This is a genomic window from Paenibacillus pasadenensis, assembly GCF_023715725.1.
Taxonomy (GTDB): Bacteria; Bacillota; Bacilli; order Paenibacillales; family Paenibacillaceae; genus Paenibacillus_O; species Paenibacillus_O pasadenensis_A.
Genome location: NZ_JAMBOT010000006.1, coordinates 308,284 through 330,038, shown reverse-complemented (window position 1 = coordinate 330,038; position 21,755 = coordinate 308,284). Strand labels below are relative to the sequence as shown.

At 54.1% G+C, this 21,755-nt stretch carries 19 protein-coding genes; 10 read left to right on the top strand and 9 right to left on the bottom strand.

Features of this window, described 5'->3' with window-relative positions:
• Positions 1-114: 114 nt before the first annotated feature.
• Complete coding sequence (locus tag M3223_RS16775) at positions 115-1,896, bottom strand: DUF4838 domain-containing protein (protein WP_251563573.1); 1,782 nt, start codon at positions 1,894-1,896, stop codon at positions 115-117.
• A 361-nt stretch (positions 1,897-2,257) separates the two neighbouring features.
• On the opposite strand from M3223_RS16775, the gene M3223_RS16770 reads away from it, so the two are divergent.
• Complete coding sequence (locus tag M3223_RS16770; protein ID WP_251563632.1) at positions 2,258-3,025, top strand: response regulator transcription factor; 768 nt, start codon at positions 2,258-2,260, stop codon at positions 3,023-3,025.
• Between the two features lie 325 nt (positions 3,026-3,350).
• Here the strand turns inward: M3223_RS16770 and M3223_RS16765 are convergent, their stop codons facing one another.
• The 3 genes from M3223_RS16765 to M3223_RS16755 all read right to left on the bottom strand — a co-directional run bounded on the left by M3223_RS16765 (position 3,351) and on the right by M3223_RS16755 (position 5,570).
• Entirely contained in the window at positions 3,351-3,872 is a 522-nt protein-coding gene (locus tag M3223_RS16765; protein WP_251563571.1) for a hypothetical protein, read from the bottom strand.
• Positions 3,873-4,108: 236 nt separating this feature from the next.
• Positions 4,109-5,194 (bottom strand): aspartate-semialdehyde dehydrogenase, encoded by a 1,086-nt coding sequence (asd, locus tag M3223_RS16760; protein ID WP_251563570.1) that lies wholly within the window; start codon positions 5,192-5,194, stop codon positions 4,109-4,111.
• 196 nt (positions 5,195-5,390) lie between these two features.
• A complete protein-coding gene (locus M3223_RS16755) occupies positions 5,391-5,570 on the bottom strand; it encodes a hypothetical protein (RefSeq protein WP_251563568.1) in 180 nt (59 codons plus the stop codon).
• A 217-nt stretch (positions 5,571-5,787) separates the two neighbouring features.
• Between M3223_RS16755 and M3223_RS16750 the strand changes: the two genes are divergently transcribed.
• Complete coding sequence (locus M3223_RS16750; protein ID WP_251563566.1) at positions 5,788-6,198, top strand: MarR family winged helix-turn-helix transcriptional regulator; 411 nt, start codon at positions 5,788-5,790, stop codon at positions 6,196-6,198.
• Between the two features lie 584 nt (positions 6,199-6,782).
• On the opposite strand, the gene M3223_RS16745 is transcribed toward M3223_RS16750, so the two are convergent.
• The 3 genes from M3223_RS16745 to M3223_RS16735 all read right to left on the bottom strand — a co-directional run bounded on the left by M3223_RS16745 (position 6,783) and on the right by M3223_RS16735 (position 8,976).
• Positions 6,783-7,553: an RluA family pseudouridine synthase gene (locus tag M3223_RS16745; protein ID WP_251563564.1), complete on the bottom strand. Its 771-nt coding sequence runs from the start codon at positions 7,551-7,553 to the stop codon at positions 6,783-6,785.
• A 5-nt stretch (positions 7,554-7,558) separates the two neighbouring features.
• Positions 7,559-8,422, bottom strand: a complete 864-nt coding sequence (locus M3223_RS16740) for a class I SAM-dependent methyltransferase (RefSeq protein WP_251563562.1) — start codon at positions 8,420-8,422, stop codon at positions 7,559-7,561.
• A 215-nt stretch (positions 8,423-8,637) separates the two neighbouring features.
• On the bottom strand, positions 8,638-8,976 hold the full coding sequence (locus tag M3223_RS16735; RefSeq protein ID WP_353057709.1) for a helix-turn-helix domain-containing protein: 339 nt from the start codon (positions 8,974-8,976) through the stop codon (positions 8,638-8,640).
• Between the two features lie 192 nt (positions 8,977-9,168).
• Here M3223_RS16735 and M3223_RS16730 point away from each other — a divergent pair, with 192 nt between their 5' ends.
• The 3 genes from M3223_RS16730 to odhB all read left to right on the top strand — a co-directional run bounded on the left by M3223_RS16730 (position 9,169) and on the right by odhB (position 15,053).
• Positions 9,169-10,617 carry an aldehyde dehydrogenase family protein gene (locus tag M3223_RS16730; protein ID WP_251563560.1) on the top strand — a complete coding sequence of 483 codons (1,449 nt, stop codon included), beginning with the start codon at positions 9,169-9,171 and terminating at the stop codon, positions 10,615-10,617.
• A 332-nt stretch (positions 10,618-10,949) separates the two neighbouring features.
• Positions 10,950-13,808 (top strand): 2-oxoglutarate dehydrogenase E1 component, encoded by a 2,859-nt coding sequence (locus M3223_RS16725; protein ID WP_251563558.1) that lies wholly within the window; start codon positions 10,950-10,952, stop codon positions 13,806-13,808.
• Positions 13,809-13,814: 6 nt separating this feature from the next.
• On the top strand, positions 13,815-15,053 hold the full coding sequence (gene odhB / locus M3223_RS16720; protein WP_251563556.1) for a 2-oxoglutarate dehydrogenase complex dihydrolipoyllysine-residue succinyltransferase: 1,239 nt from the start codon (positions 13,815-13,817) through the stop codon (positions 15,051-15,053).
• 129 nt (positions 15,054-15,182) lie between these two features.
• Here odhB and M3223_RS16715 read toward each other — a convergent pair whose 3' ends face one another.
• Positions 15,183-15,455 (bottom strand): exonuclease, encoded by a 273-nt coding sequence (locus M3223_RS16715; protein WP_251563554.1) that lies wholly within the window; start codon positions 15,453-15,455, stop codon positions 15,183-15,185.
• 439 nt (positions 15,456-15,894) lie between these two features.
• Here M3223_RS16715 and M3223_RS16710 point away from each other — a divergent pair, with 439 nt between their 5' ends.
• The 5 genes from M3223_RS16710 to M3223_RS16690 all read left to right on the top strand — a co-directional run bounded on the left by M3223_RS16710 (position 15,895) and on the right by M3223_RS16690 (position 20,439).
• Positions 15,895-16,353: a Fur family transcriptional regulator gene (locus tag M3223_RS16710; RefSeq protein ID WP_251563552.1), complete on the top strand. Its 459-nt coding sequence runs from the start codon at positions 15,895-15,897 to the stop codon at positions 16,351-16,353.
• Positions 16,354-16,529: 176 nt separating this feature from the next.
• Positions 16,530-17,237, top strand: a complete 708-nt coding sequence (locus M3223_RS16705; RefSeq protein WP_251563550.1) for a metal ABC transporter ATP-binding protein — start codon at positions 16,530-16,532, stop codon at positions 17,235-17,237.
• The gene (locus tag M3223_RS16700) at positions 17,183-18,079 is read left to right on the top strand and encodes a metal ABC transporter permease (protein ID WP_251563548.1); all 897 of its coding nucleotides are present in this window, start codon (positions 17,183-17,185) and stop codon (positions 18,077-18,079) included. Before M3223_RS16705 ends, M3223_RS16700 begins: the two co-directional genes overlap by 55 nt.
• Positions 18,080-18,163: 84 nt before the next feature.
• The gene (locus M3223_RS16695) at positions 18,164-19,153 is read left to right on the top strand and encodes a metal ABC transporter substrate-binding protein (protein ID WP_251563546.1); all 990 of its coding nucleotides are present in this window, start codon (positions 18,164-18,166) and stop codon (positions 19,151-19,153) included.
• A 107-nt stretch (positions 19,154-19,260) separates the two neighbouring features.
• A complete protein-coding gene (locus M3223_RS16690; RefSeq protein WP_251563544.1) occupies positions 19,261-20,439 on the top strand; it encodes a GTP-binding protein in 1,179 nt (392 codons plus the stop codon).
• Between the two features lie 32 nt (positions 20,440-20,471).
• On the opposite strand, the gene M3223_RS16685 is transcribed toward M3223_RS16690, so the two are convergent.
• Complete coding sequence (locus M3223_RS16685) at positions 20,472-21,545, bottom strand: CobW family GTP-binding protein (protein WP_251563542.1); 1,074 nt, start codon at positions 21,543-21,545, stop codon at positions 20,472-20,474.
• Positions 21,546-21,755: the final 210 nt, after the last annotated feature.

The window sequence follows — 21,755 nt, the reverse complement described above, 5'->3', positions numbered from 1 at the left end:
TGGCTTGCTGGACAAAAATAACGAAGCCCGGGACCTGTATGGGGTCCCGGGCTTCGCTGTTATGAAGATTCGATTATTCCGGCCGAACTGCGGGCGATAGTCTATGCAGGCATGTCATGTCTGCGGCTGATATTGGTTCACGTTATTCGGAACAAAAATATTGTCGCGTCCGACAATCCGCCAGCGAGCGTAGCGCTCAGTGATGAACGCTTGGACAAGCCGCGACTCCGCGTCGCGCAGCGCCTGAAAATACGGCTCCGCCTTCGTCGGCGAATCGACATCGGCGTCATATTGATCCACACAGCGGAAGTACAAATCCTGCAGCCGCACATACTCGCGCAAACATTCCAGCTGCATGTGTTCGAAAGGGGACGCGTCCGTCAGATCGATACGATTGAACTTTGATTCGATATCGCTCATCGTGCTGGCGAATCGTTCGGCGTGCAGCCGGTCGAGCTCACGGTTGCGCCCCGTAATGTGCTCGCAGTAATACACATGTTTATGGGGCGTGCCGCTCCAAAGTGTAGAATCCTGCAGCTGGCCCTGCACGAGCATTAGAATGGCGGTCGTCAGGTCGCGGTTGCGGCTGCCGAACAGATCTGCGCTCAGCTCGGATGTTAGCTCTTCAATGCTTGCCGTCGGCTCATAGTAGAGACGGGACAAATACGCATAGTTCAGACTGGCTACCCACCAGCTTGTAATCGGCAAATAGAGCGAGACAATTCCCCGATAGTCGTAAGCGGCAAATGTGTTGACCATCTCCCGAATATAATCTGGGTTGATCCACAGATTGGAACGGAAACAGTAGTGGTCGCCGGTGTGATAGTCAAAGTAAAAGGCTCCTCCGGCATGTTTCGCTTTCATGCCCCATTCATAAGCGACCTGATCGTTAACGTTGCAGACGAGTACGGACATGTTGCGAGGCAAGTCGCCCTGCGGCCTGTCAAAGCTCTGCGGCGTATACGCCAAATGCTCCACGATTAGATCCGGCCGTACCTTGGCAATCTCGTCGGCAATGTATGCGTTTGCACGAAGAATAGCCTGCGAGTCGCGGCAGCCTTCGCATTGGCAATAGCCTCCGCCGTCCAGCGGCCAAGTGCCGATGAACTGGTAGTAATCGTCCTGCTGAACAAATTGGACGAAGCTGTTGGCGTACTCGCGCACCGCATCCTCGTTGGAATAACAAAGCTTCAGCGGTTCACGCTTCCCGTCAAATAGCGAAAACCACTCCGGATGAAGCTCGAACCAATGATCCCGCGGAAAGAAATAGTCGGTGGAATGCTCGCTCATGTCGATGGCGATGCCGCGTTTGCGAAGCTCAGGCAGCAGCTCGTTCGCGATCTCATTCCATAAAATGGAATGCGCGCCGTCCACCGAGTCATCGGGTCGGTCAATTGAAGTCAGCAGCAAATTGTAGTTGTTTTTGGCCATCCAATCAATCGTGTCCCGCGTGCGTTCGAACGTATTCCTCGACGTGTCGTAAAGGCACATGCCCCGATATTCCATCCAAGGCTTCTTCACGATCGTCCGTTCCTCCAGCTGGAATTCCGTCAAATGCGGAATTTGTTCCAGCTCGGCATCGGGGAACAGGAAACGGCAGCCAATTATCCGCAGCAGCTCATATACCCCATATAAAAATCCGCGTTCGAGCGTTGAGGCGATCGTAACAGCGCTTGCATTAACTTCGATGGCATAGCCGTCAAAGCAAAGCTCGGCTGCGGAGAGATTCGTGAATCGTACCGTAAGCTGCTGCTGGCGGTCGGGGTCGCCCCCAGTAAAGATTCGAGCCAAATAGGCGTCCAGCTGATCTCTTGCGAAGGCGAGAGTGGGGGAGTCCGGTTCGAGCGTAAAGGCGTCGTATTCATAACGGACGCTTAAGGGAGCTTGCAAGCGCATGGCATCATCTCCTTGATGTTGTTTGTCCGCTTTATTGTAAGTCTCCGCTGCGAGCCGCGACATAACAGATGTTGCGATTTCATAACAGAATTTACGATGCAAATAACTTTACCGTGGCGAAACTAATGCTATTGCTATCATTTATTAACTTTTGTTACACGCTGCAGTAAAAAATGGCGCAATGATGAGGTAAAATGAGCAGAGAGGTTAACCTGACATAAAAGCAAGCTGCCGCCGGTGAATTGACTCTAGAAAGCGGTTGCAATTTGACGGTCTTTTAGGAGGCCGGGCGAAAGTCCTGTTATGCGTCATATCGTACTGGATTTTAGGATGACAGCTTGTAATTGGCTCTGCGATTGTGATGATAGATGCGGAGGTGCGCGCGATACATATTCTGATGGTGGACGACGACAAGCTGATTTGCGAAAACATCAAATCCAAGCTGACTCGTCTCGGTTATGCAAGTCATTACACGTTACTTATGGCGCATTCCGCAACCGAAGCGGAAATTTTGTATGATCGGCACGCGCCTGAATTTGTTATCACCGATATTCACATGACGGCCGTCAACGGACTGACATTGATCCAGCGGCTGATGGACCGCAGGCATCAAGCAAACATCGTCGTTCTCAGCAGTTATGATTACTACGAATACGTACGCACTGCTTTTTTGTTAGGCGTAAAGGATTATATGCTTAAGCCGCTCGATATTGACGAACTGGACAGCAAACTGAAGAAGCTTGGAGCCGTATCGGCGAAGTCCCGGGAGCTGCGGGAGGAAGAAGCGGGGGCGATAGGGACAGAACGAGTGGTGATGCGGCATGCGCTGCTGTTCATTGAGGACAACCTGAGCCGTTCAATCTCCATGCGGGATGTAGCGGATCACGTCGGTCTAAGTTATACCTACTTCAGCAGGCTGTTCAAGGAGCACACTCAAAGCCACTTCGCCCACTATGTGCACCTGCTACGTATTGAGAGGTCGCGGAAATATTTGCAGGAGCCAAGCTTTAAAATTCAGGACATCGCCAAAAAGCTCGGATACGAGAATTCGAGCGAGTATTCGCGGGCGTTCAAAAAATATACCGGACAATATCCGAGCGAATACCGCGAGCGACCGTGGGACAGGTAACAGGTTCGTGGTTTGCTATCTTAGCCGTATGTGTAAGAGCGAATCGCTCGACTGAACAGGTTCTCATGGAGTGGATAGATAATTCCGACCGGCTTTGTCGAAGACTCAAAGCGCGAAATTCGAATTTCCGGGTACGCACCACTTCCACTGCTTCCACAAAGACATCTTCATTCTTCGTCGCATTCATACGTCGAACATCCGAGCTATTAGGGTGCTGGAACGGGCTTGCGTTGCCTTGGCCAATTCTAGACGGGGGGAGGGGCTAGTTGCCCCATTCCGGTCCCAGCCTTGTAACGTTTGATGGTTTTTGCGTTGTGTTAGCCGCTTATTGAAGCAAAGCGTCCTCAACGAGTGTGTCCAGCTTAGCGAACGCTTGTCTCAGCTGCGGAAGCTCGGAGTCCTTTTCCAGCGCTTTTGGCAAAGCTTCCTCAAGGAGGAGAAGCATTTGGTTGACTTCATTGAGCCTATTCCGATCCCATTTTTTACCGTTTAACCTTTCTGCAAGCACAACCCCGACGAACAGGTTAATATCGGCAATAAGCTGGTTAAAGCCGTCCAACGGAACGTTTTTGGTGATAAGCGGTTCCATTAGCTTTTGGTAGTTTAAATTGGCTTCTTCAATATGCGAATCAGCTTGATACAGCAGCAATTCGCTGTTTTCGGGCTGATTGTTCAAGACTTGCTCAATATTGGCTTGAGTGTCATGAATTCGGTTGATCATAACCGTATAATCGTTTGTAATGTCGTTAACCGTTTTCGCTTCGTCCGATATGTAGTTCATCACTACGAATACATTTACGAGCAGAATGGCTCCAAACGCATATGCAAAAAGCACTTTTTTACTCATTTTCGTTAAAATCTCCCCACTGCAGCTGCGGTATAAATGGTTGCATCGACGCCGGATGATTTGCTTTATGTAATGATGCCAGCTCTTAGCTCGCACCTTTCCATCTTATCTTTTCAGACTGGAGAAAGGTACAAGCATAATTATCCAGAACAAAACCAGCCCGCCCTCAAGTTTGAGGCGGGCTGGTTTGCCTTACACCTTACGGTTAAAAAAGAGGACAATTTTTCTGCGGAATTTTAACGGGCTACAATATAACCTTCCGCTTTCAGCAGCTCGGCGATCAGCACCGCGCCGCCGGCAGCGCCGCGAAGCGTATTATGCGACAGGCCGACGAATTTGAAGTCGTAGAGGGAATCTTCACGCAGACGTCCTGCGGAGATGCCCATGCCTTTTTCGATATCGCGGTCGACACCCGTTTGCGGACGGTTGTCTTCCTCGAAGTAAGTGATGAATTGTTTTGGCGCGCTAGGCAGCTCAAGCTCTTGCGGACGTCCGGCATAGCTGTTCCAGCGATCGAGAATTTGTTCTTTGGTCGGTTTGGTTCCGAAATTGACAAACACGGTAGCAAGGTGGCCGTCGGATACAGGCACGCGGATACATTGAGTCGTAATATGCGGCGCTTGCGCTTTGACGATAACGCCGTTTTCGACTTTGCCCCAAATGCGCAGCGGCTCCTGCTCGCTTTTTTCTTCCTCGCCGCCAATGTATGGGATGACGTTGTCGTTCATTTCCGGCCATTCCGCGAACGTTTTGCCAGCGCCGGAAATCGCTTGATAGGTACTCGCCACAACTTGCGTCGGGCCGAATTCCTTCAAGGCGTTGAGCATTGGAACATAACTTTGAATGGAGCAGTTCGGCTTAACGGCGATAAAGCCTGTTTCCGTGCCGAGACGTTTACGCTGATGCTCGATAACGTCCAGATGCTCCGGATTGATTTCCGGAATGACCATTGGAATGTCAGCTGTCCAGCGGTGAGCGGAATTGTTGGAAATAACGGCTACGCCGGCTTTGGCGTAAGCTTCTTCCAGTTCTTGAATTTCATTTTTCTTCATATCGACGGCGCAGAAGATCAGGTCCAGGCCAGCTGCAACCTCTTCGACTTTGGCTGCGTCCTGCACCGGAATTTGTTTGACGCTGTCTGGAAGAGGGGTATCTAGCTTCCATCTGCCTTTTACGGCTTCCTCATACATTTTGCCTGCGGAGTTTGCACTTGCCGCGATTGCCGTTACTTGAAACCATGGATGATTGTCCAGAAGAGCGATGAAACGCTGCCCGACCATTCCGGTACCCCCGACGATGCCGGCTCTGAGTTTTTGTGTCATGAAAAGTTCAGCCCTCTCTATCTAACGGAATAAATGTATTGATTATACCAAGCAAGTCAGTCGTCGTTCAATGATTTAAAGAAAAAAAGAAAACCCGAATTCCGCCGAGGGGGAATTTCGGGCTGTGGGCGGTAGTTTCTCGGCAGATGAACGGCCCGTCAGCAATTCGGACGACCAGCTTTAATACTGCCCATTTTCAGTCATATGGCCTGTCATCCGTTGGCTCAAGCCGGTCGATAACTTGCAGGAGCGCCTCAAGCAGCACCCACAGCGGAACGGGCTCATCCGGTTTTTCGAGCAGCTGAGGATCTTTAATAATTCCATATGCCTGAATTTTGCGGATGATGGATTCTTTGTGCCCTTCCACGATTATCACCCTTTCGCCTTCTCTCGAACATCTATTTTGCATTCTATGTCAGCATCTGTCTAATGGTTCGGAATGGAATCGATTAAGGTCTATAATTATTAATCCGATTAACCTTTCTTTCGACAATTTCGGATGGTATAATCAGGAATTAGATAAAGTCGCAAACTGAATATATAGCCGATGTCCGTCTGCGGATGTGGAGCTGAATAGGAAAGCAGGTGCAAGCGTGATAACCGAGGATTTCGCCAAACTGTGGATGAAAATTTCAAAAGAATGGAAAAACCATCTGGAAGAACAGCTGCTGCCTCACTTAACGGAAGGCCAGCTGAATGCGCTGGAGCTGCTGCTTAAGTATCAACCGATGAAGCCGTCCGAGCTGCTGCAGCATTTGCAGACGACACCGGCCGCGATTACGACACTGCTTGACCGTATGGAAAAGGGAGGTCTAATCGAACGAAGCCGCGACTCTTCCGACCGTCGCATCGTTTGGGTAACCGTAACCGATCATGGCCGGAACGAGGCGAAACGCGGCACGGAAATTCGAGACGCTTTTCTGCGGGAAGCTCTTGACCGCATCTCCTCCCACAACCAGCAACTGCTCGTTTATCTGCTCGGCAAAGTAGCCAATGCGGGTTAAGCTTTCAGGACATGAGCAAGCGCCGAAGGCGCTCCGTAAGGATTTCAAACGACCTTACCGTGAGCGGGAAAACGCGAAAGGCGCTCCGTAAGGACGTCAAACGACCTTACGGTGAGCGGGAAAGCGCGAAAGGCGCTCCGTAAGGACGTCAAACGACCTTACGGAGAACGGAAACCCTCGAAAGGCGCTCCGTAAGGACGTCAAACGACCTTACCGTGAGCGGGAAAACGCGAAAGGCGCTCCGTAAGGACGTCAAACGACCTTACCGTGAGTGTGAAAGCACCGAAGGAGCTCTGTAAGGACGTCAAACGACCTTACGGAGAACGGAAACCCTCGAAAGGCGTACCGTAAGGGCGTCAAATGACCTTACGGTGAGTGTGAAAGCACCGAAGGAGCTCCGTAAGGGCGTCAAATGACCTTACGGAGAACGGAAACCCTCGAAAGGCGCTCCGTAAGGACGTCAAACGACCTTACGGAGAACGGAAACCCTCGAATGGCACTCCATTAGGTCCCCAAACGACCTTACGCAAAACAACAAAAACGGGAGGAAACGGAGCTCAGCTCCGTTTCCTCCCGTTTTTCTACTATAGTTCAGTAGCGGACAACCTGGCCGCTGCCTGCTCCAGCTGCTCTTCGCTCCACAACGTCCAAGGCGACTCGCGGGGCGGAAGAGAGCGGAACTCCATCCATTCCTTTGTTACGGGATGGGGAATGCCTGCGCTGGCCGACCAGAGGGCGATATCGCCGTGTGCGCTGCTGGCAGCAGCCGGGCGAGGTTTGCCGCCGCTTGCGCCGTATTTGAGATCGCCAACGAGCGGGCAGCCGATGGCGGCAAATTGCACGCGGATCTGATGCGGCCTGCCGGTATGCAGCCGGACGGCGGCTAGCGCCAATCCGCCGTCTCCTGACTCGGCCCGGTAGCTGAGCCTCGCTTCCTTGGCATCGCCGGTAGGCCGGTCAAAGGAAGTGACGAAGTTGCGCCGGCTGTCCTTGGCCAAATAATGCAGCAGGCTGCCTTCCGCACGCTGCGGCTGGCGGCTTAGCACCGCGAGGTATGTTTTGCGGAAGGTGCGGGTTCGTACGGAGTCCGACAGCCGTCCGGCAGCTTTGGACGTTTTGGCAAAAATCATTACGCCTCCGACAGGACGGTCGAGCCGATGCACAAGCCCGAGAAAAACGTTGCCGGGCTTGTTATGCCGGAGCTTCAAGTCTTCCTTGAGCAGCGTGAGCATATCGGCATCTCCGCTCTCATCCTCCTGCGAGGGAATGCCAGGCGGTTTCACGACGACTAGCAGGTGATTATCCTCGTAAAGGACCGGGATCGGCGGCCTCGAGCCGCCGCTTGGGCCGCTCATGCCGGTCAAGCCTCCCAGCGTCCAAGAATGCCGCAAGGCAGTGTAAGTCCGGAAGCGCTAATCGGCAGGCCAATCTCTCCGCAGTGGATGGAGCCGCCAAACCGTTTGCCGGCCGTCATATGGAGCAGGTTATGGAGCACCTGCGGCGACAAACCGGTCGTATAGGAATTGATCAGCATAAACAGCGGCTTGTCGCTTAGAATGTCCATGCAGGACTCGAGAAACGGGAATAGGCTTGATTCCAGCTTCCACATTTCGCCCCCGGGGCCGCGTCCGTAGGATGGAGGGTCCATAATGATGGCGTCATACTTGCTTCCGCGGCGCTGCTCGCGCTGCACAAATTTAAATACGTCATCGGTAATATAACGAACGGGACGGTCAGCAAGGCCGGACAGGGCGGCATTTTCCTTTGCCCATTGAACCATGCCTTTTGCAGCGTCGACATGGCATACCTCGGCGCCGGCAGCGGCAGATGCTACCGTTGCTCCCCCGGTATAAGCGAATAAGTTCAACACACGTATCGGCCGGTCGGCGCTGCGGATTTTGTCCATCATCCAGCTCCAGTTCACGGCCTGCTCCGGAAACAGCCCGGTATGCTTAAAGCTTGTTGGCTTGATATGAAAGCTCAGCTCGTCGTAACGGACAGTCCAGCGCTCGGGGAGCGGCTTTTTGTTATCCCAGTTGCCTCCGCCTGTGCTGCTGCGGTGATAATGCGCATCAGCGGAAGTCCACAGCTGGCGGTCTCCGCGGAACGGCCAAATAATTTGCGGATCTGGACGGCGCAGCGTTACATTCCCCCAACGCTCCAGCTTGTCACCGTCTCCGGTGTCGATAAGTTCATAATCATTCCATTGGTCAGCAATATACATCAATGTTCGTCTCGGTCCCTTCCTCTTGCAATCGTCCATTTATTATATCGGGACTAATAGGCGGAAGCAATGAAGGGAAAGCAGGTTACAGCTTAGACCGAGGGTGCATTGGATAGGGAAAAAGAAAAGCACCGCAGTAGCGGCGCGATGCCCGGATGTTACGGGGAATGGGGATGATGGGGGATGAGCCTGTGCTCAGCTGAAGCAGGCGCGGCTTAACCGGCCGTTTCGGTCTGACGCAGCAGCTCCATCATCTTGTCGATTGATTTTTTTCGCTTATCCGGCTCCATCCGGTTCAGCTTCTGGATAAGATCGAGCGTTTCAGTGGAGAGGAGGTTGTCGCTTTGATTTTGATCTCCGCCAATCATATAATCCAAAGAGACCTCGAAAAAGGCAGCCAGCTTCATTAAAGTCTCATAAACGGGCTGTCGATTGTTAATCTCGTAATGGCTGTACGCGGAGCGGGTAATGCCAATCTTGCGGGATACCTCCTCTTGGGACATGTTTTTGCTGAGGCGCAGCTCTCGCAGACGGTCTCCCATTGTCATCGTCATGTCGGTGGGCTCCTTACTTCAGACTGAACCTTTGCGGCTCACATTAGGCTTAAATTGCAACGCTCATACCAAACTTTATGATACAAATTGTATCATGTCAAGCCAAGAAGCGCAGAAAGAGCTGTATTTTATCGGACTGATTTCCCGATATCAAGGAATAATATCACGATATCATTATAGAGGAGATACGATATGTCGCATAAAGCGGAATTATGGATAAATGGCAAATGGGTGGAGGGCGAACGGCAGACTGAACTGCGGAATCCTTACAATGGAGAGGTTCTTGCCACAATCGGTTACGCCTCGCCAAAACAGGCGGTAATGGCCATAGAAGCTGCAGCTGAGGCATTTCAATCTTTTCGGCAGATGCCCGCTCATAAAAGAAGCTCCATCCTGTATCAGGCGGCCGATTTGCTGGAGCGCAGAACGGCCGAGGCAGCTCGCATCGTCAGTCTTGAGGCTGCAAAGCCGATTCAGGCGGCGCGGGCGGAAATCGCCAGAACGGTACAGACGTATCTGTTCGCAGCAGAAGCGGCGCGCAGCATTCGGGGCGAGACGGTGCCGATGGATGCGGCGCCGCGCGGCGAAGGACGCATGGCATTCATGACAAGGGAGCCGGTCGGCGTCGTCACAGCAATTACGCCGTTTAATTTTCCGTTTAATCTTGCGGCGCATAAAGTCGGCCCGGCTATTGCCGCAGGCAATACAATCGTGCTGAAACCGGCGGAGCAGACGCCGCTGTCGGCGTTGTTTCTGGCGGAGCTGTTTGAAGAGGCGGGATTGCCGGACGGCGTGTTAAACATCATTCCGGGAGAAGGGAAGGAGCTTGGGGAGACGCTGGCTACTCATCCTGATGTTGCATTTGTGACCTTTACAGGCAGTCCCGCCGTCGGGAGACAAATTCGTTCCATTGCAGGATTCCGCAAGGTGACGCTGGAGCTAGGCGGCAATGCGCCGCTGCTTATCGACCGCGGTTTTACAGAGACGGAGCTGGAGCAGATTGCAGATGAGGCGGCGACTGGAGCGTTTGCCTATAACGGACAAGTTTGCATCTCGGTGCAGCGGATTCTCGTACACGAACAACACGCCGAAGCTTTTGCAGGAATGCTGGCGGAGCGGGCGGCCGCTCTGCAGGCGGGGGACCCGCTGGATGAACAAACGGCGATTACGCCGCTTATCAACCAGTCGGCGGCAGATCGGCTTAAGGGCTGGCTGCAGACAGCGGTATCCAGAGGTGCGGAGCTGCTCTGCGGCGGGGAGTTCGACGGAAGCCTTATGACTCCGGCGGTGCTGCGGGGAGTTCCCGAGGATGCGGAGCTGAGCTGTGAGGAGGCGTTTGGGCCGGTTGTGCTTGTAAGCTCCTTTGCGGACTGGCAGACGGCGATTCAGCAGGCTAACCGCTCGAAGTACGGCTTGCAGGCAGGCGTGTTCACCAAGGATGTCGAAAAAGCGTTTGCGGCAGCGCGAGAACTACAGGCGGGCGGCGTTATGATCAATGATATCCCGACCTTCAGGCTGGATCATATGCCGTACGGCGGTTTGAAAGACAGCGGCTCTGGACGGGAAGGCGTGCGTTATGCCGTGGAGGATATGACGGAGCCGAAGCTGATTAGCTTCCGCAGCGGCTTGTATCGTAGTTGAATCCCTGCTCAACCGGAAAAGTTGACCTTAACCTGCCGTTTTAGGGCGATTTTGCCTAAGCTGCGACATAATTGTGAACGGTATCGACACATTTTTCGTAAGGGTTTTCTTCAAACGTTGAATAAGCGCATTATATTCTTTATAATAGAGGCACAAACGAAGCCGAACCTGTTCAATGACTTCGAGGGTCTGCCGCGAAGGCAGGCTTCTCGCCTTCATGCTGTTGTTGTCAGGCCGCCGGTCCTAGCCGGCGGCTTTTTCCACGGGCAAAACAGCGGCTTCCTTGTTATCATCCGTACCAACCTTTTTCACTTAACGGAGGTAGTTGGCAAATGACCGACGAATCAAACACGAAAAGGCAATGGAAAGATTTTTTCGGACCAAACCTGGGCTACATCCAGGAGCAGTATGAGCTCTTCAGCAGCAATCCCGAATCGGTTGACGTCTCGTTCCGCGAGCTGTTCGCCGAGCTTGGAGCGCCTCCTGCCGAGCTGTTGCCGGCAGCAGCTTCCCGCACGGCCCCTGCGCCGTCCGGCCAAGTAGCTGTTGATGCCGCGCTGCTCAAAAAACTGGTTGCAGCCGAGAAGCTGGTCGGCAACATCCGCACCTATGGCCATCTGGCCGCCAATACTGATCCGCTTGGCCTGCGCGCATCTTCGGATACCCGCTTGCTTGAGCCTTCCACTTTTGAGCTGAACGAATCGGATCTGAGCCGATTCCCGGCTTCCATTCTTTGGGATCATGCACCTGCCAACGTTACAAACGGCTGGGAAGCGATCCAAAAGCTTCGCAATTCCTATACTCAATCCATCGGATTCGAGTTCAGCCATGTACACGACGAAACCGAGCGCGACTGGCTTAGCTCGAAAGCCGAATCCGGCATTGCCAACGCCTCCCTGAACCCGGAAGAGCGCAAAGCTCTCCTTAATTTGTTGATTCACGTCGAACAATTTGAAGCTTACCTGCACCGCACGTTCGTCGGCCAAAAACGGTTTTCCGTTGAAGGTGTCGACATGCTCATTCCGGTTATTGACGAGGTTGTCCGTCAAGTTGTTCAAGACGGAGCCAATCATATCCTGATGGGGATGGCGCATCGCGGCCGGTTGAATGTGCTTGCGCATGTCTTGGGCAAGCCGTACGAGAAGATTTTCTCCGAGTTCCATCATGCGCCGAACAAAGAGCTCGTTCCATCGGAAGGCTCTGCCGGCATCAACTCCGGCTGGGCAGGCGACGTGAAGTACCATCTCGGAGCAGACCGTTCCGTTTACTCTGGCGCCCGTATTCTGCTTGCGAATAATCCGAGCCATCTGGAGTATGTGAACTCCGTCGTTGAGGGCTTCTCCCGCGCGGCGCAAGAGGATCGTTCCAAGCCGGGTTATCCGCAGCGCGATTCGAGCAAGTCTGTGGCCATTCAGGTTCACGGCGACGCCGCATTCCCGGGCGAGGGCATCGTGGCGGAGACGCTTAACTTTACGGGGCTTGACGGCTTCACGAACGGCGGCTCCATCCACATCATTGCGAACAACCGGATCGGCTTTACGACCGACAGCAAGGATTCCCGCTCCACGCATTACGCGAGCGATCTTGCCAAGGGTTACGAGATTCCGATTGTGCATGTTAATGCCGACGAGCCGGAAGCATGTATTGCAGCTGTCCGCCTGGCGTGCGAATACCGCGACAAGTTTAAGAAGGACTTCCTGATCGATCTGGTCGGCTATCGCCGTTACGGCCACAATGAGATGGATGATCCGGAAGGCACTCAGCCGCTCGTCTACGAAAAAGTGCGCCAGCACAAAACCGTCGCGGCTCTGTATGCCGAACGCCTCAAAGCGGAAGGCGCGATGAGCTCAGCCGACATTGACAAAATGATTCAGGATACGCAGGCTGAGATGCAAAAAGCCTACGATATCATGAAGGAAAATGCCGCTTCCGGCAAAAAACGCAGCGACGGCCCGATTCCGGTTGCTCCGGAAACGACCGAAACGGCTGTTCCGCTTGACCGTCTGAAGGAGATTAACGCAGCGCTGCTCAAATACCCGAACGACTTTACGGTGTATCCTAAGCTGCAGCGTATTCTTCAGCGCCGCGGCTCCATGCTGGACCAGGGCGAGAAAGTGGATTGGGCGCTGGCGGAGACGCTTGCTTTCGCTACGATTCTTGCCGACGGCAAGCCGATCCGCATGAGCGGCCAGGATGCGGAGCGCGCGACGTTCTCGCATCGCCATATCGTGCTTAACGATCACAAAACGGGCGAGAAATTCTCCCCGCTGCATCATTTCCCGCAGGCCAATGCGAGCTTCGCGGTGCACAACAGCCCGCTTACGGAAGGCGCAGTGCTTGGCTTCGAGTACGGGTATAACGTGTTCTCTCCAGAGACCTTTACGATCTGGGAAGCCCAGTACGGCGATTTTGCCAACGCCGCGCAGGTTATTTTCGACCAGTTCATCTCCGCCGGCCGGACAAAGTGGAAGCAGCGTTCCAGCTTGGCTATGCTTCTGCCGCACGGTTATGAAGGTCAAGGACCGGAGCATTCCAGCGCGCGTCTGGAGCGTTTCCTGCAGCTTTCCGCCGAGAATAACTGGACGGTCGCGAACCTGTCTACTGCTGCTCAGTACTTCCATCTGCTTCGCCGCCAGGCTGCCTGGACGGAGCATGAGGGAGCGCGTCCGCTTGTGCTGATGTCGCCAAAAAGTCTGATCCGCAATCCGCGCGTTCTGTCGCCTGGCGAAGATTTGGCAACCGGCACGTTCAAGCTTGTGCTTGAGCAGCCTGGTCTTGGCCAAAAAGCTTCCGCTGTGCGCAGGCTCATTCTCTGCAGCGGCAAGGTAGCCGTTGATTTAGAGGAAGCGCTGGAGACCGCTGGCGTGAAGGATATGAGCTGGCTGCATATCGTGCGCGTTGAACAGCTCTATCCATTCCCGGACAAAGAAATTGCCGAAATTATTTCCCGCTACAGCAAGCTGGAGGAAATTGTCTGGGTTCAGGAAGAGCCGAAAAACATGGGTGCATGGACGTTTATGGAACCGCGTCTGCGCGAGGTTGCCGGCGGCAAGTCCGTCCACTACATCGGTCGTCCGGACCGTTCCAGCCCGGCGAGCGGCCATCAGGACGTTCACGCGGCCGAACAACAATCGATCCTGTCGCTCTCTCTGCAGCAAAAAGCGTTGAACACGATTTTACTTGGGAGGTAGAAGCAAGTGTCCGATATTAAAGTTCCAGATCTTGGCGAATCCATCTCAGAAGCAACCATTACCAAATGGCTCAAAAAAGAAGGGGAAGCCGTCAGCCAAGGCGATCTGCTTCTTGAGCTTGAAACGGATAAAGTCAACCTGGAGATCAGTGCGGAATCGAGCGGCGTCCTGTCCAGCATTGTGAAGGCTGAAGGCGACACCGTGCTTGTCGGCGAAACGATCGGCGTTATCGGAGAGGGCGGCGCTGCCGCTGCTCCGGCAGCAGAAGCTCCGGCGCAAGCCGCAGCGCCTACTGCAGCACCGAGCGCAGCTCCAGCTGCTCCGGCGGCAGCTGCAGCAGCTGCCGATGCGATTGCTTCGCCATCGGCGCGCAAGCTGGCCCGCGAGCTCGGCATCGACCTGAACCAAGTCAAAAGCGCCGACCCAGTCGGACGCATCTACAACCAGGACGTAGCTAGCCACGGCACGGCGCCGGCCGCAGCAGCGCCAGCCGCTCCGGCGGCAGCTGCTCCAGCCAAGCCGGCATTCACGGAACAGCCCGGCAAACCGGTTGAGCGCACCAAAATGTCGCGCCGCCGCCAGACGATCGCGAAACGCCTTGTTGAAGCGCAGCAAACGGCAGCGATGCTGACGACGTTCAACGAAGTGGACATGACGGCGATTCTGGACGTGCGCAAGCGCCGTAAAGACGCATTCAAAGAAAAGAATGAAATCGGCCTCGGCTTCATGAGCTTTTTTACAAAAGCCGTTGTCGGCGCCCTGAAAAAATTCCCGCTGCTTAACGCGGAAATTGACGGCGACGATCTGATCGTGAAGAAGTTTTATGATATCGGCATCGCTGTAGCTGCTCCGGACGGCCTCGTTGTGCCGGTTGTCCGCGATGCGGATCGCCTTGGCTTCGCCGGCATCGAGAAAACGATCGCTGAGCTGGCTGGAAAAGCCCGCAAAAACTCCCTGGCGATGTCCGATCTGCAAGGCGGAACGTTCACGATTACAAACGGCGGCGTATTTGGCTCGCTGCTGTCGACGCCGATTCTGAACGCTCCGCAAGTCGGCATTCTGGGCATGCACAAAATCCAGATCCGTCCGGTTGCAATCAACGATACGGAAATGGCAAACCGCCCAATGATGTACATCGCGCTTTCCTATGATCATCGTATCGTTGACGGCTCGGAAGCGGTCCGTTTCCTCGTAACGGTTAAGGAGCTTCTCGAAGATCCGGAATCGCTGCTGCTGGAAGGTTAATCAAACCGGACAAGCTGTACAACGTCAAGCGGACTGCCTGCGTGCACCGTCCTGGCGTTTGACAAGCAAGGCTGTCCCATTTATACAAAAGCGCAGGCCCGGGATTCCAATCCCGGGCCTGCGCTTTTTTTACATGCTGCGATTGCAGTATAAGAGCAGAATCACATACCCGCAGCCAATGAATACGAGCAAATAGGACATTTCCGGAAGATTGATTATTCCGACAAAAAAGACGATGACACATGCGATAAGATTGTAGAGGGAGACAGTCCTGAACAGCTTGTCGCGGTTGCGGACTTTGCCGGGCGCGAAGGCGGAGAGCAGCCAGGGCGTTCGTTTGACCCCGGTAAAATAAGCGATCAGATACATGAACAGCGACAACAGAATCAGATACATGTTCATGAGGGTCTCCCCTTGATGTAGTGGTATGTCGCCCAGAAGAAGGCGCTTTTAACCATTATACGTTGCGGCCCCATGAAGTGGGAGAGCTTTTTTCAAGATAATGTCGTCATAATTCCGCTCCACCCGGAATAGGTATGAACGGGGGATACGAATCCGTGAAAACGCTCATGGGAGAGGGAACCGGCCGTAGAAGCATTCGCTTCAGGAGGCGGTTTTCATGAGTACAGAAACGCTGATCGCTCTATTGGCGCTGATTGTTTCGATGATTCAGCTGTCTAAGGGCAACGGCAAGTAATAGCGGATGGAACCCTGTTTGAACCGGCTCGTTTTTGACCTAAAGCCGGTGAACGGCATCCGCATTTCGGCTGCGCCGTCTCTTGTGGTACAATGGGAGAACGTGTTAACGCTTGTTGAATGCGGCGCAGGAGGAGACTGGATCATGGCACATACCCATACAGACAATATGGCGAAGCGGATAGTCGACGCGATGGCGCGCGGCGGATGGCGCATTACGGAGCAGCGCCGGAGGCTGGCGGATATTTTTGCGAATAGCGACAGCTATTTGTCGCCGAAGGATGTTTACGAAGCGATGGTCGTTCATTATCCCGGCGTCAGCTTTGACACCGTGTACCGCAATTTGCGGCTTATGAGCGAGATGGGCGTATTGGAGCAGTTTTACTCCATGGATGCGGGGCTGAAGTTCAAGGCGGCGTGCGAGCATCACCATCATCACCATCTGATCTGCACCAATTGCGAAAAGACGCTCACGTTTGAATATTGTCCGATGGAGCAGGAGATGAAGCTGCCGGGCAACTTCAAAATTATGAATCACCGGTTCGAGGTATACGGACTTTGCGAGAGCTGTCAGCTGGAACGCTCCGGCGCGGCCAGCCAATAATCGGTCGTCCAACAGCCTGCACAGCTGTCATTGACAGGTGCCCGCAGGGCTGGTACTATAGCTTAAGTGTAATGATTACAACTTTCTTCGCTGAGCTGTTGCGAGACGGGTCAGCATTTTTCATCTAGCTTAGGAGTAATTATTACGAAGAAGATCAGAGAGAGGATGGATGGCCTATGTTACTGGCCTCCTTGAAAGAGGTTGAATTCGGCTATAATGATACGCCGAGCCTCCATAATGCAACCATTGAAGTTCGCAGCTCGGAGTTTGTCGCTGTGACCGGTCCTAACGGAGCGTCCAAGACAACGCTGCTCAAGCTAATGCTGGGATTGCTTAAACCATGGAAGGGCAGCGTTCATCTGGCCAAAAAACGGGAGGACGGACGCAAGCTGAGCGTCAGCTATGTGCCGCAGCAAATTGCGGCGTTTAACGGCGGATTTCCGAGCAATGTGCACGAGTTTGTGCTTTCGGGATGTCTAAGCCGGGGGTCATGGCTGCGCAGGCTGAATGACAAGGACCGGGAGCTGGCGGAGAGGTCTCTGCGCCAGGTCGGCATGTGGCAGCTGCGGGAGCGGAGAATCGGCGAGCTGTCCGGCGGGCAAAAACAGCGGATCTGTATTGCCAGAGCGCTGGCCGGCAGACCGGATCTGCTCGTTATGGACGAGCCTACGACAGGTATGGATGAGGAAAGCCGCAAAGGCTTTTACGAGCTGATGCGCCATATGGTCGATGTGCACGGCATGTCCATCGTCATGGTGACGCATGGATTGGAAGAATGCCGGCCCTATTTGCATCGCATTATTGAATTGGAGAGAAAGGGGGAGGGAGGATGGAAATGCTGCACTACGACTTTATGCAGCGCGCATTCGGCGCCGGCGCGTTAATTGCGGTTGTTGCATCGGTGTTAGGCGTTTATCTGATGCTCAGACGGCAGGCGCTTATGGCCGATATGCTGTCCCATGTGTCGCTGGCAGGCGTTGCAGCGGGAGCTTTCCTCGGCTTAAGCCCGACGCTTTCCGGCTTTCTTACCGCTATTGTTGGCGCTGTTGCGGTTGAATATGTGCGCCGTGTTTACAAAACCTACAGCGAGATGTCGATTGCGATTATTATGGTCGGCGGCCTTTCCACCGCCGTTGTGCTGATGAGCCTGAACAAGGCGACCAGCAAAAGTTTTACCTCCTACCTGTTCGGTTCGGTCGTTGCGGTAGATACCGCGCAGCTTGTACTGATGGTAATCGTAACGGCAGCCGCAGCGCTCTTTTTCTTCTTTTTCCGCCGGCCGCTGTACCAGATGACGTTTGACGAAGAGACGGCAAAGGTGAGCGGACTGCCGACCGGACTGATCTCGATGCTGTTCAGCATAGTAACGGGCATGATTGTGGCGGCCGCAATGCCGATTGTCGGCGTGCTGCTCGTATCGTCGCTGATCATTTTGCCGGCGGCGCTGGCGATCCGCCTGACATCGCGCTTCAGCGCAGCCTTGCTGCTGGCGGTTGCGATTGGACTGCTGGGAGTTGGCAGCGGCTTGACGGCCTCGTATCAGCTCAGCACGCCTCCGGGCGGCACCATTGCGCTTGTTCTGCTCGCGCTGCTTGCAGTAGGCGTTCTGCTGCAAAAGCTGGTGAAGTTCATCCGCGCGAAGCAAAAGCATGACTCGGCTGAAAATACGGAGCTGCACTCCTATGGGCCGATTCCAAGGCTTGGCGACGATTCGCAAACCTCCTAGCTGAAGTCGTTTTAAACGTTTGATGAAAGCGGGTCTTTGGCTGGTTATCATCGGACTTTTAATAAATGGAAAGGGTGAACACGGATGTTAAGTAAAAAGCTAATGCCGGGCGCTTTGCTGCTTGGAGGCCTGGCGCTCGTTTTGAGCGGCTGCGGGGGAGGCTCCGGCAAACCGTCAGCACCGGCAGAGGACGGCAAGCTGAACGTTGCGGCGACCATCTACCCGATGGCGGAGTTCGCACGGCAGGTTGGCGGGGATTTGGTTACTGTGACCGGGCTGGTGCCTACGGGCGTTGAACCGCATGACTGGGAGCCAAGCGCCAAAGATATGGCCGCGATAAGCAAAGCCGACGTATTTGTGTACAACGGCATCGTGGAAGGCTGGGCGGAGCAAGCGCTGGAGAGCGCCGGCAACCCGCAGCGGATCGCCGTGGAAGCCAGCAAGGGGCTTGCGACGCTGGAAGGCGTGGACGATGGACACGATCATGGAGCGGAAGGGCATGACAAAGGTCACGAAGAACATGAACATGCTGCCGAAGGGCAAGAGCATCCGGCCGATCCGCATGTATGGCTCGATCCCGTGCTGGCGCAGAAGGAAGTTCGCGCGATAATGAACGCCCTGCAGCAAGCCGACCCCGAGCATAAGGAAACTTACCAGCAAAATGCAGATGCTTATATCGCGAAGCTGGAAGAGCTTCATCAGGAGTTTAACGGACAGCTGGCCGAAGCGAAACGCAAAGATTTTGTCACCTCGCATGCGGCGTTTGCTTATCTTGCCGAACAGTACGGTCTGCAGCAGGTACCGATTAACGGTATTTCTCCGGAACAAGAGCCTTCACCCGACGAGATGGCTAAAGTCGTCCAATTTGTGAAGGAGCATGATGTAAAAATCATTTTTTTCGAGACGCTGGTTGATTCCAAGCTGGCCGATACCATCGCTGCGGAAACCGGAGCGGCTACCGATGTGCTTAATCCTCTCGAAGGCCTTACGGAGGAGCAGGCGTCAGCGGGAGAAGACTATATCAGCGTAATGCGCAGCAATTTGCAATCGTTGGTTAAAGCGCTCAACGGTTAATGACCCCATTGGCAGGACATTCCGTTCATAGATATTCCATGGCTGGCAGGGACCAGCTTTTTTACCGGACTATAATCGTAAAATTTACTATAAAGGACTGTTCATAAATGAATCCTATTCCCGTTACCGTATTAAGCGGTTATCTTGGCGCCGGCAAAACGACTGTGCTTAATGAAGTGCTGAACAACCGCGACGGACTAAAAGTTGCCGTTATCGTTAACGATTTAAGCCAAGTGAACATTGACGCCGGGCTTGTGAAAAACGGCGGCGGTTTGTCGCGAGTGGAGGAAAAGCTGGTAGAGCTGTCAAACGGCTGCATTTGCTGCACGCTGCGGGAGGATCTGCTTCAAGAAGTGCAGAGGCTGGCGCTGGAAAACCGTTTCGATTACATATTGATCGAATCGACTGGTGTTGGAGAACCGGTGCCGGTAGCGCAGACGTTCACGTATGCCGACGAGGAGCTGGACATTGATCTGTCCCGGTATTGCCGGCTGGATACGATGGTGACGGTTGTTGACGCCAATCGCTTTTGGCTGGATTACAGCTCGGGCGAGTCGCTGCTTGACCGCAGCCAGGCGGTTGGTAATGAAGATCATCGAGATGTATCTGATCTGCTGCTGGATCAAATTGAATTTTGCGATGTGCTCCTTCTTAATAAATGCGATCTCGTGCCGGAAAAGGAGCTGCAAAAGCTGGAAGCTGTGCTGCGCAGGCTGCAGCCCAGAGCGCGTTTCCTCCGGGCTGAGCATGGCCGGGTTAAGCCTTCCGACATTATGAATACCGGCTTGTTTAACTTTGAAGAAGCGTCGGCATCGGCTGGCTGGATGAAGGAACTGGAAAAGCCCGCTCACACTCCCGAAACGGATGAGTACGGAGTTTCTAGCTTCGTTTATGAGCGCCGGCTGCCGTTTCATCCGGAACGGCTGAGGAAATGGCTGCAGCGCTGGCCGGAGCAGGTCGTCCGGGCCAAAGGCTACGCTTGGCTGGCAACTCGAATGGAAACGGCTCAGAGCATTAGCCAGGCCGGACCGGCCATATCGTTTGGCCCGGCGGGTTATTGGGCGGCTGCGCTGCCCGAGGCGGATCGGGTCCAGCTGCTCCGCGACGAGCCGGAGCTGCTGGAGAGCTGGCATCCCGTGTACGGAGACCGTGTGAACCGGATTGTTTTTATCGGCATTGAGCTGGAATCCGACACAATCATTTCCTCTTTGGACGAGTGTTTAGTGACGCCAGCTGAGCAGCAAATGGATTGGAGCCGTTTCAAGGATGCGCTGCCCGGAGCGTAACCGCTCCTTACGTCAGAAACGGTATGTCCCCGTCATTGCTTGACGGAGGCGGCGCTGCCATTTTCAATAAGGGAGCTCCAGTCTGACTTTACTTTATCTTCATCGAGGCCGGGACCGATCAGCACCAGATAGGGCTGGCCGGGATAAGCGGATGTTTGCCACTCCGTCCGTCCGCCCGCGTGCTGCACAAGATATGTTTGCGTCCCGCATTTCAAATATCCTTTTGCACGCAGAAGAGTTTCGCCTTGTTGGAGCAAAAACCGCTCCATGTTTTCCTGCAGGAGCGGCCGGTCTGCCATAGAAGTAAGCGTAACGGAACGAAGCGCTCCGCCGGAAAACCCCTCGCTTCCGGTTTTCGCCATTTGAAACGGGGAAGCATCCGGGGATTTCCGCGCTTCTGCAGCCGGACCGTTATGTTCATGAGAAGGATCATCAGATAAAGTCGTACTTCGCTCAGTAATTGCCGCAGCTGTTTTGCTCCTAGCAGGATGGACTCCATGCAGCAGCGAACGAACGTCGATATCGCAGCGCATGGCCTCCAATACGGCAGCCGTGTCGTTCTGCTTGCGCACGGCGCGGCGTACTTTGGCCGTTTCGGAGGGATCAGCCCGATCGGTTTTATTCAGCACGATGAGATCCGCCGCCGTAAGCTGGCCGCGCAGTGTGCGCACAAGCTCCCGGTCTGAGCTGAACCGGCTGTTATACGCGGAGAAGGTGCCCGTATCCACAACGGTAAATACTCCGGCAAGTTCTAAACCGGCATCAGCTGCGGCCGATCCGGGCTGCAGAAGCTGTTTCAGCTCGCCTGGATCGGCGACTCCGGTAAGCTCCATGAACAGCACATCCGGGCGCCCGGCAGCAAGGCCGAGCAGACTGGCTTCCACCTCGCTTTTTTTGGTGCAGCAGATACATCCGTCCAGCAGCTTTGCTACAGGCAGACGGAGCTGCTCCGATACGATAGCGCCATCCACGTCGGTTTTGCCCATCTCGTTCATGAGCAGCGCAGCCGCAATTCCCCGCCTCGCGGTTTCCTCCAGCAGCCGGAGCAGCAGCGTCGTTTTGCCGCTTCCCAAAAATCCGGAAATAATGTACACGGGAACGCACATAGTTCCATACACCTCCTAGTCCTATTTAAGGGATATATGGGAAGATCAGAACACGTAGTACCAGCCGGGCATGTACATGTTGGAAATAAGGTCTTTTGCCATGTGCGAAAGACCTGTTTTATGTTTTAATTGATCCACATATGATAATGATGCGTTAATATTGGGTACGAATGTAGTGACAGTTCGACGCAATTTAATCATGTCTGGAGG